Source organism: Zhengella sp. (genome assembly GCF_041397485.1).
Classification (GTDB): Bacteria; Pseudomonadota; Alphaproteobacteria; order Rhizobiales; family Rhizobiaceae; genus Zhengella.
The window spans coordinates 679,756-695,931 of record NZ_JAWKWO010000002.1 but is presented as its reverse complement, the minus strand read 5'-3'; the positions used below and the strand labels follow the sequence as shown (position 1 = coordinate 695,931).

11 protein-coding genes are annotated in these 16,176 nt (G+C 65.4%); 4 read left to right on the top strand and 7 right to left on the bottom strand.

Annotation, left to right across the window (positions count from 1 at the left end; translation table 11 throughout):
- Positions 1-39 precede the first annotated feature (39 nt).
- Positions 40-1,836, bottom strand: a complete 1,797-nt coding sequence (locus R3D65_RS09360) for an acyl-CoA dehydrogenase C-terminal domain-containing protein (RefSeq protein ID WP_371274945.1) — start codon at positions 1,834-1,836, stop codon at positions 40-42.
- A gap of 197 nt (positions 1,837-2,033) precedes the next feature.
- Positions 2,034-2,483, bottom strand: a complete 450-nt coding sequence (locus R3D65_RS09355) for a MerR family DNA-binding transcriptional regulator (RefSeq protein WP_371274944.1) — start codon at positions 2,481-2,483, stop codon at positions 2,034-2,036.
- Between the two features lie 430 nt (positions 2,484-2,913).
- Here R3D65_RS09355 and R3D65_RS09350 point away from each other — a divergent pair, with 430 nt between their 5' ends.
- The 4 genes from R3D65_RS09350 (at position 2,914) to R3D65_RS09335 (ending at position 9,093) form a co-directional block, all read left to right on the top strand.
- On the top strand, positions 2,914-6,738 hold the full coding sequence (locus R3D65_RS09350) for a peptidoglycan-binding protein (protein ID WP_371274943.1): 3,825 nt from the start codon (positions 2,914-2,916) through the stop codon (positions 6,736-6,738).
- A 149-nt stretch (positions 6,739-6,887) separates the two neighbouring features.
- Positions 6,888-7,811: a sulfite exporter TauE/SafE family protein gene (locus R3D65_RS09345; RefSeq protein ID WP_371274942.1), complete on the top strand. Its 924-nt coding sequence runs from the start codon at positions 6,888-6,890 to the stop codon at positions 7,809-7,811.
- Positions 7,811-8,608 carry a TIGR02186 family protein gene (locus tag R3D65_RS09340; protein WP_371274941.1) on the top strand — a complete coding sequence of 266 codons (798 nt, stop codon included), beginning with the start codon at positions 7,811-7,813 and terminating at the stop codon, positions 8,606-8,608. Before R3D65_RS09345 ends, R3D65_RS09340 begins: the two co-directional genes overlap by 1 nt.
- Positions 8,609-8,637: 29 nt before the next feature.
- Positions 8,638-9,093 carry a DUF3429 domain-containing protein gene (locus R3D65_RS09335; protein ID WP_371274940.1) on the top strand — a complete coding sequence of 152 codons (456 nt, stop codon included), beginning with the start codon at positions 8,638-8,640 and terminating at the stop codon, positions 9,091-9,093.
- Positions 9,094-9,103: 10 nt separating this feature from the next.
- Here R3D65_RS09335 and pdeM read toward each other — a convergent pair whose 3' ends face one another.
- From pdeM to R3D65_RS09310, 5 genes are all read right to left on the bottom strand, one after another.
- Positions 9,104-9,838, bottom strand: coding sequence for a ligase-associated DNA damage response endonuclease PdeM (gene pdeM / locus R3D65_RS09330; protein WP_371274939.1), 735 nt, complete (start codon positions 9,836-9,838; stop codon positions 9,104-9,106).
- Entirely contained in the window at positions 9,831-12,305 is a 2,475-nt protein-coding gene (locus R3D65_RS09325) for a ligase-associated DNA damage response DEXH box helicase (protein WP_371275019.1), read from the bottom strand. Before R3D65_RS09325 ends, pdeM begins: the two co-directional genes overlap by 8 nt.
- 86 nt (positions 12,306-12,391) lie before the next feature.
- Positions 12,392-13,390, bottom strand: coding sequence for a methyltransferase domain-containing protein (locus R3D65_RS09320; RefSeq protein WP_371274938.1), 999 nt, complete (start codon positions 13,388-13,390; stop codon positions 12,392-12,394).
- 90 nt (positions 13,391-13,480) lie between these two features.
- Positions 13,481-14,560, bottom strand: coding sequence for a hypothetical protein (locus R3D65_RS09315; RefSeq protein WP_371274937.1), 1,080 nt, complete (start codon positions 14,558-14,560; stop codon positions 13,481-13,483).
- A 79-nt stretch (positions 14,561-14,639) separates the two neighbouring features.
- A complete protein-coding gene (locus R3D65_RS09310) occupies positions 14,640-16,166 on the bottom strand; it encodes a TolC family protein (protein ID WP_371274936.1) in 1,527 nt (508 codons plus the stop codon).
- Positions 16,167-16,176 lie beyond the last annotated feature (10 nt).

Below are 16,176 nucleotides of genomic sequence, written 5' to 3'. Positions count from 1 at the left end.
CCGGTCAGACCGGCCCGTTCCCCATCATTCACGGCGAGCTTAGAACGCCTCGGCAGGCAATGCCATCATGGAATCGGCGCCCGCCTGGATGCGCGCCAGCCGCATGCCGGTCTCCGGCATCAGCCGCTCCATGAAGAACCTGGCGGTGACCAGCTTGCCGTCAAGGAATTCCTTCGCGTCGCTGGCGCCGCTGTCGAGTTGCTCCTGCGCGGCCTTCGCCGTCATGGCCCACATGTAGCCCAGGGCCACCAGGCCGAAGAGATGCATGTAATCGGTGGAGCCGGCACCGGCATTGTCGGGCTTGGCCATGGCGTTCTGCACGAACCACATGGTCGCCGCCTGCAGATCGTTCAGGCCCTTCTTGAGCGCCTTGGTGAAGCCCTTCATCTGCTCGTCTTCGCGATGGGCCTCGCAGAATTCGCCCACTTCCCGGAAGAAGGCCTGCACGGCACGCCCGCCATTGGCCGGCAGCTTGCGGCCGACCAGATCGAGCGCCTGGATGCCGTTGGCGCCCTCGTAGATCATGGCAATGCGGGCATCGCGGACATACTGGCTCATGCCCCATTCCTCGATATAGCCATGGCCGCCATACATCTGCTGGGCGTTGACCGCGTTCTCAAAGCCCTTGTCGGTCAGCACACCCTTGATGATGGGGGTGAGCAGGCCCATGAAATCGTCAGCCTCCTGACGCTCCTTCTCGTCGCCGGAGCGGTGGGCGACGTCGGACTTCAGCGCGCTCCACAGGATGAAGGCGCGGCCGCCTTCGTTGAAGGCCCTGATCGTCATCAGCGTGCGGCGCACGTCAGGATGGACGATGATCGGGTCAGCCTTCTTGTCGGGCGCCTTCGGGCCGGTCAGGGCGCGGCCCTGGATGCGCTCGCGGGCATAGGCGACGGCATTCTGGTAGGCGATCTCGGACACCGAGAGACCCTGCAACCCGACGCCGAGACGCGCCTCGTTCATCATGGTGAACATGGCCTTGAGGCCCTTGTGCGCCTCGCCGATGAGATAGCCGGTGGCCTCGTCATAGTTCATGACGCAGGTGGCGTTGCCGTGAATGCCCATCTTCTCTTCCAGCGAACCGCAGGACACGCCGTTGCGCGCGCCCGGATTGCCATCGCCATCGGGGATGAACTTCGGCACGATGAACAGCGAAATGCCCTTCACGCCTTCCGGCGCGCCCTCGATGCGGGCCAGCACGAGATGGATGATGTTTTCCGAAAGGTCGTGTTCGCCGGCTGAGATGAAGATTTTCTGGCCGGAAATACGGTAACTGCCATCGTCCTGCAGCACGGCCCTGGTGCGCAGCAGACCCAGATCCGTGCCGCAATGGGGCTCGGTCAGGTTCATCGTGCCGGTCCAAACGCCTTCCGCCATTTTCGGAATGTAGGCCTGCTTCTGTTCGTCGGACCCGTGGGCGAGGATGGCCGCCATGGCACCCTGGGTGAGACCCGGATACATCATGAAGGCCATGTTGGCCGACGACATGTATTCGCCCACCGCAGTGTGCAGCGTGTAGGGCAGGTTCTGGCCGCCGAATTCCTCCGGCAGGGCAAGGCCCATCCAGCCGCCTTCGCGATACTGGCCATAGGCTTCCCTGAAGCCATCGGGCGTGGTGACCGAACCGTCATCATGGCGGGTGCAACCCTGCCGGTCGCCGATCTGGTTGAGCGGGAACATGACGTTCTCGGCCAGTTTCGCGCCCTCTTCGAGAATCGCCTCGACGACATCGAGCGAAGCGTCGGAAAAACCGGGCAGGTTGCTGAAGCGTTCATAGCCGAGGACGTCCCTGAGAACGAACAGGGTATCCTTCACCGGCGCGGAATAGGTCGGCATGGGTTCCTCCAAGAAGATGATCCGGTTGTCCCGCCGGTGTCCGGCGTGTCCAATCCCTTGCTAAAGAATATTGACGTTTACGCAAACGTCAATAGCGGCTCGTGCGTTTGCCTTCCCGCCCTGCATGGCCGGCCTGCAAGGACCGCGGCCGGGCAGAAAAAAGCCCCTCGCGCCGGCCGGGCGGAGGGGCTTTGCGTTCATGCGGCGCCAGCGGCGCCCGTTCTTTCACTCAGAAGCGACCTTACGGTGTCCATGGCGCCCGACAATTCGCCGATCGCCTCGTCCAGCGCCTCGCGCTGGGCCTGCAAGCGGGCCATCTGGCGCTCGGATTTCTCCAGCGTGACCTTGAGCTGGCGCACATTCGAACCCGCGGGCTCGTAGAGATCCATCATCTGCTTGACCTCACGCAGCGAGAAGCCGACCTTGCGCCCCAGAAGGATGAGCTTGAGGCGGGTCTGGTCGCGGCGGTCATAAAGCCGTGTATTGCCTTCGCGCAGCGGTGACAGCAGGCCCTTGTCCTCGTAGAACCGCAAGGTGCGCAGCGTTACGCCGAACTCCTCGGCCAGTTCCCCGATCCGCTTGTAACCCGGCGCGATCTGTCCGTCCTCGTGCAAATCCGTTTCGCTGGCCGTGGATGCGCCAGCCATGTTCATTTCCATCATGTCTTCAACTTTCCATGCGCACACCTGTGCTGCCGGCGTCCGGAAACACGAAACCACCGGCCCGGGCGAACGAGCGGCGCGTGTGGTGCATCTAACGTTTACGTAAACGAGATATACGCGGGCGATCCCGCCGTTTCAAGAGGCCGCGGGCAGCCGGCGCGGGTTTTTCACAGCCGGGTCCGCACGGCAGCGGCCCGTGAAACGGCCAAGGGTTAACGCCTTGTTTACCATGATCGGATGAATGTGGGCCGTCGGTGATTTGCGCCACCTGTTTCGCGTTTTCATGGCCCACCACCCAGGCGGACGTGCCGAACCGGGGTTGCCAGCATTGCTGCCCTCCCTTCAAAGCCGTTCCGTCCGGCCAGACAGACCAGGCACCGGTCGCGGTGCCACAAACCTGCAAGCGGGCGTTTCGATGAACGACAAGAAATCCTATCTCGGCTCCCTGAACGCAGGACGCGAACGGCGGTCCGGCGCAATCCTTGACGACATCACCGAAAAGCTCGACGCGCTGGAGCGACGCATTTCGGGCGAGCGCATGGCCATGCCGGCCAAACCCGCCCGGCGCGACGCCGCCCCGAGCCCTTCACCGCGCCGCCCGGCGCGCTCGAACCTCTACAACGACATTGCCCACGACCTGGAGCGGGCGCGCGAACGCTCCGACGAGTTCGGCTCGATCAGCCGCATTTCCCATGACCTGCAAGCGCTGCGCGAGGAATTGCGCCAGGAGATGAGCCACGGCATCCGCCAGGAATTCGACAGCCTGCGGCGGCAGATGGCGGACTTCTACCAGGACGTCCAGGCCGGCCTGAGCAGCCGCGAACTCGCCCCGGAACTGGAGCGCATCGCCGCCGGCGTGGCTTCCCTTTCGGAGCGCAGCGGCAATCGCGACGTCATGGCGTTGCGCCATGACGTGGAAGAGCTGCGCGAGACCGTCGAAGCGCTTGCGCGCGAGGAGACGCTGCAGTCGGTCAACAACCGCTGGGACGATTTCGACCGCCGCTGGGACCGCATCGCCGACCATATCGAAGGCGGCATGGAAGCCAGCGGACGGGCCGATGCCATGTTCGACAGGCTGTCGGAACGCATGGAAGCCATATACGACGCGCTGGCGCAGGTGCCCTCGCGCAGCGTCATGGCATCGCTGGAAGACAAGGTGCGCATGCTGACGGAGGCTGTCGGCCAGATCGCCGACGCGCAGGCACGCATCCCGCCCGACCTTTTCGGCATGGTGGAGGACCGGCTGGACGAGATTTCCCGCGCCATCGTCGCCTCGTCCGTCTCCGCCGAGCCGGTGCAGCTCGATACCGCGCCGCTGGAGCGCATCGAGGCGCGGATTTCGGCCCTGGCCAACCAGATCAACGAGGTTGCGGCACAGGACAATGGTGCGCTTGTCGAGCAGCTTCACGTGCTCACGCAGCGCGTGGACGACCTGGCGCGCGAGCGCGACCTGCCATCGGAGGACCTGGAGCGGATCGCCACCCAGATGGCCTCGATCACCCGCATCCTGACGGATTCACCGGCCCCGCCGGACATGGCTGTCATTCTCGACGGCGTGGAACAGCGCATCAATGCCTTGGGCGCGACCCTGGAAGACCGCACCCACAGCGCATCGCGCCAGAGCATGACCCTGTTCAAGGATCTGGAGGGGCGCATTGGCGACCTTGCCGGCAAGATCGAGGCGTTGCCGCGCGCAAACGAGGGCGAACATGCCAGCGATATCGATGCACGCCTGCGCGACCTGACCGCGCGGCTCGAAGAGAGCACACGGCGCCAGTCCAAGAGCGAAGCGGCACTGCTGACCACGCTGGACGAACGGTTGCAGGGTTTCCAGAAGGAACTGGAATCACGTCAGGCAGCCGCTCCGGTCGACACGCGTGCCATCGCGAATATCGAGGCCCGGCTGGAAGCGATTTCGGCGCACCTGGACGAGGCCAGCCGCGCAATCCTGCCGGAAGCCGACGCCTCCCTCGTGGCGACGCTGGGCAGCCGCCTCGACGAAATCGCCAGCCGCCTCGACGAGACGAGCCGCAATGCCGAAGCCGCCGACCGCAGCCTGATCGAACATCTGGAAACCCAGGTGGCCGACATGGCCCGCTTCATGTCCAACCCCGGCTCGAACCTGCCGGAGCTGGAAAACCTGACGCCGCGGCTGGAGGAAATCGAACGGGCGCTGGCAAGCAATCATGAAACGATCCTGCAGACCGCCCAGCGCGCCGCCGAGGACGCGCTGCGTACGGCTTCCGCCCACAATGCCGCCCATCACGATGCCGTCGCGGCACTGGCCGAGGATCTGAAATCGCTCGACAAGCTCGCCCGCCGCTCCGAGGAACGCAATACGAAAACGTTCGAGGCCATTCACGAAACGCTGCTGAAGATCGTGGACAGGCTGGCGACGCTGGAGGCATCGGGAACGGAGGGAAAGCCGGATGAGCGCGCCGCCCTGGCGGACGCGCCGCAGCCGGAACCGGCCAGAAAGGCGGCCAAGCGAACCGTCCAGCAAGCGCCCTCCATCGACACGGCCGAGGTATTCGACGACGCGGAACCGCTGAGCGAAGCTGCCGGCGACACGCGCGCGGCACCGGCTGTATCGCCATCGCAGGCTGCCGCGGCGGCCGCCCTTGCAGCCTTGCAGGATGGTGACACGGCAGTCATGGCGGAGGACGACAGGCGTCCCTCCATGCTGAACGGCCTGACGCGCGCCTTGCGGGGGAAGAAGCAGGCCGCGCCGCAGGAACCATCCATGGAAGGCGCCCCCGTTCTGGATGACGAGCAGGACGATACGCCCCTGGCGCCGGGCGACAGTGCGCCGGATCTGACCGCCATCATGGAAAAGGTGCGGGCAGACCGGGAGGCCGAGCGCGCCGGCGACCCGGATGCGGCCAAGGCGGATTTCATCGCCGCTGCACGGCGGGCGGCCCAGGCGGCTGCAGCCGAAGCGGAAATGCTGAAGGGCAAGACCACGCTTGGCAGCGCCGGCTCCAGGCTTTCGCTCGCCACGCTGCTGCAGGAAAAGCGCAAGCCGGTCCTGATGGCGGCCGGCGCGGTGATGATCCTGCTGGCAGGCCTCCAGGTGGGCAAGATGGTGCTTTCGGGCAACGAGGATGTGCCGGTCGCGGCGGAACAGGGATCGTTGTCCGAACCGGACACCGGGACGACCGCGGAAATTCCCGCCCGCCAGATCATGCCTGACGCGACCGCCGAAACCGGCGACGCGGACGGCAGCACCAATGCCATTGCAGCCGACACGGACAGCATCGAACCGGCGATCCCTGAACTGGAGGCCGATGCCGGCGACATCATGCCCCCGGACGTCATCGCTTCCGGCGATGCCGGCGAAACGGGCGGAACCGCCATGGCGGACGAGACGACGGGCGATGACGGCGCGGACGCGCCTGCGATCGCGTTCGGCCCGGTGGCGCTGCGCGAGGCCGTGGCCGCCGGCGATCCGAAGGCGTTCTTCGAGGTCGGCAACCGATACACGGAAGGCCGCGGGGTGGCCGCATCACCGGAAACGGCGGCGGAATGGTATGCCCGTTCGGCGGAAGCCGGTTTCGCGCCCGGTCAGTATCGCTATGGCAACCTGCTGGAAAAGGGCATCGGCGTGGAGCGCGACCTGGAAGGGGCCAAGACCTGGTACCAGTTGGCCGCGCAGCAGGGCAATGCCAGCGCCATGCACAACCTTGCCGTCCTCTTCGCCACGGGCGCCGACGGCGTGACGGACAACACGTCGGCCGTGCGCTGGTTCATGGAAGCGGCCGAACTGGGCGTCAAGGACAGCCAGTTCAACCTGGGCATCCTGGCTGCCAAGGGCGTGGGCATGAAGCAGGACCTGGAAGAATCGTACAAGTGGTTTGCGGTGGCCGCTCGCAATGGCGACAAGGATGCCGCACAGAAGCGCGACGAGGTGGCCAAGGCGATGCGGCCGGAACAGCTTGACCGTGCGCGGGCTAAGGCCGACCTGTGGAAACCGCGCACGCCCGACCTGGAGGCCAATACGCCTTCCATTCCCGAAGGCTGGACCGTCTCGAACGAAACGACCGCAAGCGTGGACATGACCAAGGCGGTGCGCAACATCCAGCTTATCCTGAACAAGAACGGTTTCGATGCGGGCGCGCCGGACGGCATCATGGGCGACAAGACCAAGCAGGCCATCCGCGACTTCCAGTCGGCCCATGGCCTGCCGGCGACGGGGGAAGTCGACAACGCGCTGGTCTCGAAACTGCTGGACATGAAATAAGTATGTGAAATTGCAGCGCCGCGGCACTGTAGCGGACGCTTCATCAACCATTGCTGCAATGAAGGTTTGACAGCCCGGTTCCGAAGGCGCAAGAACAGGCCAGACGGGGTGGGGTCGCCCCAGGTTTCCAATGCACGCGGGACTGGCGGGTGAGTATCTATCTCCCGATTGCAGAAATGTCAGCCAATGTCGCCGTGCTGCTGGCGATGGGCGCGGCGGTCGGTTTCCTTTCCGGCATGTTCGGCGTGGGTGGCGGCTTCCTCATCACGCCCCTGCTGATCTTCTACAACATCCCCCCGGCCGTCGCCGTCGCAACCGGCGCCAACCAGGTCGTCGCCTCATCGGTCTCCGGAGCGCTGGTTCATTTCAAGCGCAAGACGCTGGATTTCAAGCTCGGGACGGTGCTGCTGATGGGCGGCATGGCGGGATCGCTGGCGGGCGTGTTCGTCTTTGCCAAGCTGAGGGAACTCGGACAGCTCGACCTCATCGTTTCCCTGCTCTACGTGGTCTTTCTGGGCACGGTCGGCGGACTGATGCTGTGGGAAAGCATCGGCGCCATGGCACGCGCCAAGGGCGGCGCGGCGCCCAGCCTGCGCAAGCCGGGTCAGCACAACTGGATTCACAAGCTGCCGCTGAAAATGCGCTTTCGCGCCTCCAAGCTGTTCGTCAGCATCATTCCGGTGCTCGGACTGGGGGCCTTCATCGGCTTCCTGGCCTCCATCATGGGTGTCGGTGGCGGTTTCATCATGGTTCCGGCCATGATCTACCTGCTCAAGGTGCCGACCAATGTCGTCATCGGCACGTCGCTGTTCCAGATCGTCTTCGTCGCCGCCTTCACCACCATCATTCACGCCATGACCAACCAGACAGTCGATGCCGTGCTGGCGTTCCTGCTGATGATCGGCGGCGTGATCGGCGCGCAATACGGCGCCAAGGTGGGCCAGCGCCTGCGCGGCGAGCAGTTGCGCGCGCTGCTGGCCGGCCTCGTTCTGCTTGTTGGCCTGCGCCTTGCCATCGACCTCTTTCTGCAGCCCGCCAACATCTATTCGCTCGCCGCGACGGGAGGTCTGTGATGGCCGGCCGGCGGACATGGCTGGCCTGTCTCGCACTGCCCGCGCTGCTGGCGGCCCTGCCCGTGCAGGCGCAGGCGCAGGCGCAGGAACCGCTGCGCGAAGCCATCCAGATCGGCCTTTCGACCGACAAGATCGGCATCACGTCGAGCTTTTCAGGCGCTGACCTGACCATTTTCGGGGCATTGGAAAACGCCGACCCCGAGGTGCGGCGGACCGGGCGATACGACGTGGTCGTCGTTCTGGAAGGCCCGCCGCGCCTGGCCACGGTGCGGCGAAAGGACCGGTTCTTCGGCCTCTGGATCAACCGGCAGTCGGAAACCTTTCAGAGCGTGCCGGCGTCCTATTCCATCGCCACCACGCGGGCGATCCAGGACATCACGACCGAGACAAGCTACCGACAGCTCGCGCTCGGCGCGCCGAACCTGGCCTTCAACCAGGGGGCGGCCGAAAGCGGGCGGATTGCCGAATTTTCCGAAGCCCTGCGCACCATCAAGCGCGATACCGGTCTCTACACCGAACGGATCGGCGGTGTCCGCTTCCTGTCGCAGAACCTGTTCCGGGCGTCGCTGGCCATTCCCGCCAATGTTCCGGTCGGCACGCATCGCGCACGGGCCTTCCTGTTCCGAAACGGCGTCTTCATCGACGAGATGTCGGCGCCGCTGGTGATTGTCAAATCCGGGTTCGAAGCGGCCATATACAACATGGCGAAGACACAGGGCCTGACCTATGGCCTGTTCGCCGTGGCCCTGGCGGTGGTGACCGGCTGGCTCGGCCGGCTGCTGTTCCGCCGCGACTGACCTGAGCACGAGACAACGGGGGAGACGACATGAGCGAGGCAGGCCCGGGTTCGAACGGCAGGACCGCCATGGCACTGGCGCTGGCCGGCTTCATCCCGTTCCTGGCGCTGTTGCTGTGGCTCGCCGGCATCGACGACGATCATCCGTGGCGGGCAATGACCATCGACATGCTGAAGACCTATGGCGCGGTGATCCTGTCTTTCCTCGGCGGCATTCGCTGGGGCCTCGCCACGGGCCGCGACGACGCCACGACGGCGCGGATCCTGCTGCTTTCCACCGTGCCGTCGCTGGCCGGTTGGGCCGCTCTCGCCCTGCCCGACGCCCATGCCTTCGCCCTCCTGGCGGTTGCCTTCGCAGCGCAGGGCGCCTGGGACCAGTTCACCGTTCACGCAGGACATGCGCCGGCCTGGTTCGGTCATTTGCGCATGCGGCTCAGCCTGCTGGTGGTCACGGCCATGGTGGCCGCCTTCTGGCTGACGCACTGACAGCGGCAGGTCAATCGGGCCGCAGGCGGCTGGCGGCAAGCGGAAAGAGCCGCGCCTCGCCCAGCATGCAGGCGCGCAGGTTCGGGCGGTCGAACAGGCCGGAAAAGGCAGCATCGAGGATGTTCAGGCAGCCGGTATAGGCGCCGAAGGCCGGGAGGATGATGCGCCGGCCATCGGTCGCGAAACAGGCACGGCGTACCGAACGGCCGCGATGCACAACCCTTGCGCCGGGATGAAGATGGCCCGCCACCTCGCCCTGAGCACCGGCGGCCGGGCGCGGCTCGTGACGCAGCCTCAGCGACGCCATGCACAATTCCGCCACCGTCTCGCCGCCAAGGCCGGCTGGCGCTTCGGGGTCGTGATTGCCGGCAATCCAGATCCAGTCGCGCCCCGCCATCAATTCCGACAGGAGTGCCATTTCCTCGCCCGGCAGGCGCGCCGCCGCCTTCGCGTCGTGAAAGCTGTCACCGAGGCAGACGACCGTGGCCGGATCGTGACGCGCCACCGCCTCGCCAAGGCGCAGCAGGGTGGCCCGCGTGTCGTATGGCGGCAGGTATTGCCGGCGGCCGGCAAAGGCGGAGCCCTTTTCCAGATGGAGATCGGCAACCAGCAGCGCACGGCTTTCCGGCAGCACGGCCACACCGCAAGGGTCGAGGAGAATGGCGCTGCCGGCGAGCTGCGTTTCCAGGAGATCGGGCAAGCGGCGCACGGTTTGCCGCGGCCTTGCGGCGCTGCCCTCAGCCATCGGCGGCCTCATGTACCAGTTCATCGGCTATCTCCGCCAGAAGCGTGTCGCTGACGCTGCCTTCCACCCGTTCACGGCCGATTTCAAGCATGATCGGCACGGCGAGCGGCGAAATCCGCTCCAGCGCGCGGTGGACGATGCGTCCCCTGATTCGTGCCAGCATTTCACCCAGTCTTCGCACGTCGAGCAAGCCCGCAGCCGCATCGGCGCGCGTGGCCTTGAGCAGGATGTGATCGGGTTCATGGGTGCGCAAGACGTCATAGATGAGGTCGGCGGATACGGTGACCTGCCGGCCGGTCTTTTCCTTCCCGGGATGACGGCGCTCGATGAGACCGGCGATCACCGCGCAATAACGGAAGGTGCGCTTGAGCATGAAACTCTCGTCCAGCCACGCTTCCAGATCGTCGCCGAGCATGTCCTCCTCGAACAATCCGCCCCAGGAGATGTCTCCGCGCGATGCCATCGCGCCCATGTCGCCCAGCGACCAGACAGCCAGCGCATAGTCGGTGGCGACAAAGCCGAGCGGGCGGGCGCCCATCCGCTCCAGCCGGCGCGTCAGCAGCATGCCGAGGGTCTGGTGCGCCAGCCTGCCTTCAAAGGGATAGCAAACCATGTAGTGCCTGCCGGCGCGGGGGAAGGTCTCGATGAGCAGGTTGTCGCGGTCGGGCAGGACCGACTTGTCGCGCTGCAGGCGCAGCCAGTCGGCCACCTGGTCCGGCAGGCTCGACCAGCAGTTCGGATCGGCCAGCATGGCGCGGACCTGTTCGGCCAGATAGGTGGACAGCGGGAACTTTCCGCCCGCATAGGCCGGAATGCGCGCCTCCGTGTCAGCGGCGGTGGAGACGAAACACTCGTTCTCGCGAATACCCTGGAAGCGCAGCACCTTGCCGGCAAACAGGAACGTGTCGCCCGGGGAAAGCTGTTCAAGGAAATATTCCTCGACCTGACCCAGGACAGGCCCGCCGCGCAAGGGGCCCGCGCGCCCGGCGCGGGCCAGCCGCACGGTCAGCATGGGCGATTCGATGATCGTGCCGACATTGAGCCGGTATTGCTGCGCAACGGAGGGATGGGAAATGCGCCAGGTGCCATCCGCTGTCCGCCGGATGCGGGCGAAGCGCTCGTAATTGCGCAGCGCATAGCCGCCGGTGGCAACGAATTCGATCACGCGGTCGAAATCGTCGCGGGACAGGCGGGCATAGGGTTCGGCCAGACGCACCTCCTCGTACAGCGCATCGGCTTGAAACGGTTCGGCGCAAGCCATGCCGAGCACATGCTGGGCCAGCACGTCCAGCGCGCCTTCGCCCAGGGGCGGCGTGTCCTGCGCTCCATGGTCGTTGGCCTCGAGGGCGGCGCGGCATTCCAGCACCTCGAAACGATTAGCCGGAACGAGAATGGCGCGGCTGGGCTCGTCCATGCGATGGTTGGAACGGCCGATCCGCTGGGCCAGGCGGCTGGCCCCCTTCGGCGCGCCGACATGAATGACCAGGTCCACATCGCCCCAGTCGATTCCCAGGTCGAGCGTGGAGGTGGCGACGATGGCGCGCAGGCTGTTGGTCTCCATCGCCTTCTCCACCCTGCGCCGCTGGCTTACGTCCAGCGAGCCATGGTGCAGCGCGATCGGCAGGCTGTCCTCGTTCACGGTCCACAGTTCCTGAAAGACCAACTCGGCCTGGCTGCGGGTGTTGACGAAGACGAGCGTGGTGCGGTTCCGGCGGATCTCCTCGTAGATGTCCGGAATGGCGTAGCGCGCGGAATGACCCGACCAGGGGATGCGGTCCTGCGATTCCAGGATGCGGATCACCGGCTTGGCGCCGCCCTCCACCTGCACGATATCCGCCATGGCGCCGCCTGGCGGCTGCGGGACAAGCCAGCGGCGCAGCCCTTCCGGATCGGCCACGGTGGCCGAGAGGCCGATGGTCCGCAGGTTCGGGCGCAGGCGGTGCAGGCGGGCCAGCCCGAGCGCCAGGAGATGCCCGCGCTTCGATGTCACCAGTGAATGCAGTTCGTCCAGCACGACCGTTTCGAGATCGGCGAAAAAGCGCCCGGCATCCTTTGCCGCCAGAAGCAGGGCGAGTTGTTCCGGCGTGGTCAGAAGAATGTCCGGCGGTGCCAGTTTCTGGCGTTGCCGCTTGTGGCCGGGCGTGTCCCCGGTGCGGGTTTCGACCTCGATCCCGAGCCGCATTTCGGCGATGGGGCGGGCAAGGTTGCGCTCGATATCCACCGCCAGCGCCTTGAGCGGGGAAATGTAGAGTGTATGGATTCCACGTTTCGCCTCGCCTGGCCGCCCTGGCTTCCTCCGTGACAGGTCGATCAGGCTCGGCAGGAAGCCGGACAACGTCTTGCCCGCCCCTGTCGGGGCGATCAGCAAGGCAGAGCGGCCGGCTTCGGCAAGCGAAAGGATGGCACGCTGATGCGGCCTCGGCCTCCATCCCCGGCTTTCAAACCAGTTGCTGAAGACCGGGGGCATATCAGCGTGGGCGGCGGCGCCCGCCTCGTGAGTGGGAAGCTGTGTCACGCGCGCAAGATAGGGTGCGGCGCGCGCACGGCCAAGCATCAATGGGGATGCACGGGCCGGTCCGGACCGGTTTCTTCCTCGCCATGCACGCGCGCAGACCAGACAGGCCGATCCGGCGCGCCGGGGCCGGCCTTTTCGGCAACCACGACGAAGCCCGCGACCGGTTCGCCCCGGTCCTTGCGGATTTCATGCCTGGCGAAGGAAACCGGCTCCAGCCCGCAGGCTTCCAGCCGCGCTCGCAGGTAGGCCTCGCCATGGGCAAAGCGCATGGAAGGGCGCAAGACGACATCGCCATCTCCCGCCGCCGCCTCGACGGTGAAACCGAAGAGGCCGCCTGGCGCCAGCGCCGATGCCACCCAGTCAAAGATGCGTTCGAGATCGCCCAGATACATGAACACGTCGGCTGCCGTGACCAGATCCGGGGCGATTCCCGTCCAGGGGTGAAGCATGGTGAGATCGGCCTGCTCCAGCCGGTCATAAATTCCCTTGGCAGAAACCTTGCGCAGCATCTCGGCGGAAATGTCCATGCCTTCAAGGCGGCTGGCCATGGTTCTCAGCCGGACGCCCATCAGGCCGGTTCCGCATCCCAGATCCAGCGCCTTGGCGAAACCGCCACGGCCAACCGCGACAAGCGACTCCGCAAGCCGGTCCGGCGCGGCATAGGCGAGTCGTTCCACCAATGCGTGATCGAACTCGTCGGCATAGGCATCGAACAACGTTTCCACATAGGCGGACGGCATGACCGCCATGTCGGCCGCCTGGCCGGCGAGTTGCAGCTTTAGCGTCGCGCCAAATGGATCGTCAGGATCGAGGCTGAGGGCCCGGCGCCAGCACGCCGCGGCTGCCGGGAGATTGCCCGCCTTGTCCTCGATTTCGCCCAGCCGGAACCAGCCCGCAGCCCATTGCCCGACGCGATCGAGGGCCTGGCGGTAAAGATCGGCGGCGGCCGCGGCATCGCCGGATTGCAGAAGCATCTCGCCATAATCGGCGCGCCGGTCGGCAAGCATGTCGCCGGACGAAAGCAGGACAGGTTTCATGAAGGACTGGACCCGGGAAGAAACGGACAAGCGCCTATGCCGCCGAACCTGCAGGAAATCAACTGTCTTTTTGGCAGAAGTCGCCCAGGTTCAGGAGTCGGGAATGAAAACACGAATGCTGAAGATGTCCACCGGCTTCCTGCCTTGCGCGATATCGGGCGTCAGGCTGATGGAGCCGAAGGAACCGGGGGCGCGATCCGGCAGATCGATCTCGAACAGGAAATCGCTGCGGGACGCCTCGACATCGAAGCGCTTGCGGCCGCAATCGCCCAGTTCCGCCAGGCTGCAGCGAATGGACATCTGGGTGGATTCCCCTTCCGGCGCAGCCGCATTGATGTCAAAGGTCACGCGCTTTCCCGCCAATTGCGAAAGAATACCTTCTCCCAGGTCGAAAACCGCGGCGGAGTCGGTCGCGCTCGGCGTGATCCGCAGCGCCTTGTCTGATCCCTCGCCGCTCACATCCACCGTGGTGCCCGAGGGAGCGGTCACGGTGGTCGGATCATCGGGCGTGAACACGGTGATCCAGCTTCCCGCTTGCGGCAATGCCCCGAGCGACCCGGCGGTCCCCGGCTCGGCCGGCTTGAACTCGTCTTCGCGCAATTGCACCGGCGGATTGGGGACCGCGCCATCGCGGACAGAAAGAGGCAGCAGGGCCTGGCTGGAATAGAGCCACCAGATGCCCATCGCGACGAACACGGCCAGCAGGCTGACCGTCAAAAGGCGGGCGAACGGCCGGCGCTTCCTTCGCCGTCCCTGCGGAAGACCGCTCTCCGGCTCCGGCCCGGCAGCGGAAGCGGCCGGGATCCCGCCTTCCTCGTCGGTACGCGTGACCCGCAATTGCGACACGAAATCGGTCTCGGATTCAGCTTCCGGCGCGGCCGCGGGCGCGGCCTCGACACGTGGTTCCGGCGCTGCCACCGTTTCATCCGCAGGCGGTTGCGGCTCAGGACCGGTCTCCAAGGCGGGCCGGAATTCCGTTTCGATCGCACGGATGCGCTTTCGCAGAGCCTCGCGCCTGTTCGCCGCTGTTTCCGCCGGCAGGTCCGGGTGGGATTTCAGCGATCGCTCAAGGGCGGACAAGGCGGACAGATAGACCCTTTCGCGATGCTTCGGGTCGGACGCGTCTCCCTTTTCCAGGGCTGCGCGGATTGCCTTTTCTATCGGGTCCAAATCACTGTCCCCCGGTTGATCCTGCCATGACGTTAGCTGCGCTGCCTGAAGGGATCAACCGGGGGACGACGGATGGCTGTCAGCCTTCCATGTCGCCTCGCCCGCGCCAGGTTTCACGCAGGACAGAAGCGATATCGGCAACCGGCGCGCGGGTGTCGATCGGCTTGTCGACCGGGTCGGCACCCAGCGAGGTGTAGACCGCTCCGAACGCATTCTGCAGATCGGCATAGGCGACGTCGAACTCAACGGCTGCGACCAGCGTGTTCATCTCCTCACGGATCAGGTTCTGGTCGCTGGTTGCGTCTGCGCTGGCACGGGCCTTGATCTGACTGAGGATCTTGCGCTGGACATTGTAATATTCAGCGGCCGTGGCCGCTTCCCGGCGCAGGTGCTCGTAGCGGGTTCTGGCAACGAAGACCTGGGTCAGGATGGCCATCGTCAGGGCCTGCGCCTGGGCATCCAGCAGGTTGCCATCGGCCTCGATCGATGCCTTGACGGCGGGATACTGGACAAGGCGCATCAGGTTCCAGCCGACCTTCGCTCCCCAGGAAACCCAATCCGTGCTGTAGAGAAGATCGTTGGTATCGAGGTTCAGGCCGGCATAGAGCTGCGCGCCCGGAAGGATTTCCAGCAATGCGGCGCGCGCTTCCTTTTCGTTGATCCGGCCGCGATACACGGATTCGCGGAACTCCGGACGGTTGCGCAAGGCCACCATCATCATCTCGTCCGGCGATCCCGACAGTTTGAGATCGACCATGTCGCGCTTGGGAACGACGAGCTTGAACGCCGTGCCCGGCTTGAGGTTCATCAAAGCAGCCAGCTTGTGGCGCGCGGTCGTCAGTTCGCGTTCGAGCTTCTGGATCTTGCGCTTGATGTCAACCAACTCACGCTCATAGGTCAATGAGGCTAGTGGCGAGGTCTGACCCGACCGGCGCAATGCCTGGTTCTTGCGCTGCGTGGTGCGAACCCGGGCTTCCAGCGCGTTCAGGCCGGACAGCAGGCGCTCCGCGCTGATGGCGCGCCAATAGGCAGTACGCACATCCTCGATGATCTGGTTTGCCACCTTGCGTTTCTGTTCCTCCGCGACAAGCGCCTTGTCGGCAGCCTGCTGCGCGCGGACGTAGGACAAACCGAAATCCAGCACATGCCAGGAGAAGGAGAGATCCGCCGACAGCGTTTCCTTCTCGGAGGATGTGCTGGGTTCGGCCGAACGGGTTCCGGAAAAGAGCGTTCGCGAATAGCTGGCATCAAACCGGTCCCGCCCGGCATAGCCGGCATTTGCAACCAGTTGCGGCAGCATTTGCGCCGACGCGTTGCGCAACTGCTTCTGGGCAAGCGTCACCTGCATCATCTCCACGCGATGATCCAGATTGTATTTCAGCGCCCGGGCCATGGCCTCGTAGAGCCCGATCGGCGCCGTCACCGGTTCCTGGCCGCGTTCCAGGCCCTGCAGGTTCATTGATGCCCGGCTGGCGATCTCTGCCTGTGTCAGCGGCGCCGGTGTCACGGCGCAGCCAGCCAGAAGACCGGACATGGCCAATGCGACGATGGCAAGCCGGCGCGGCGACCCCGTCCGGCCGCGCTCCGCTTTACGCGTATTCTTCATCATAATCCCC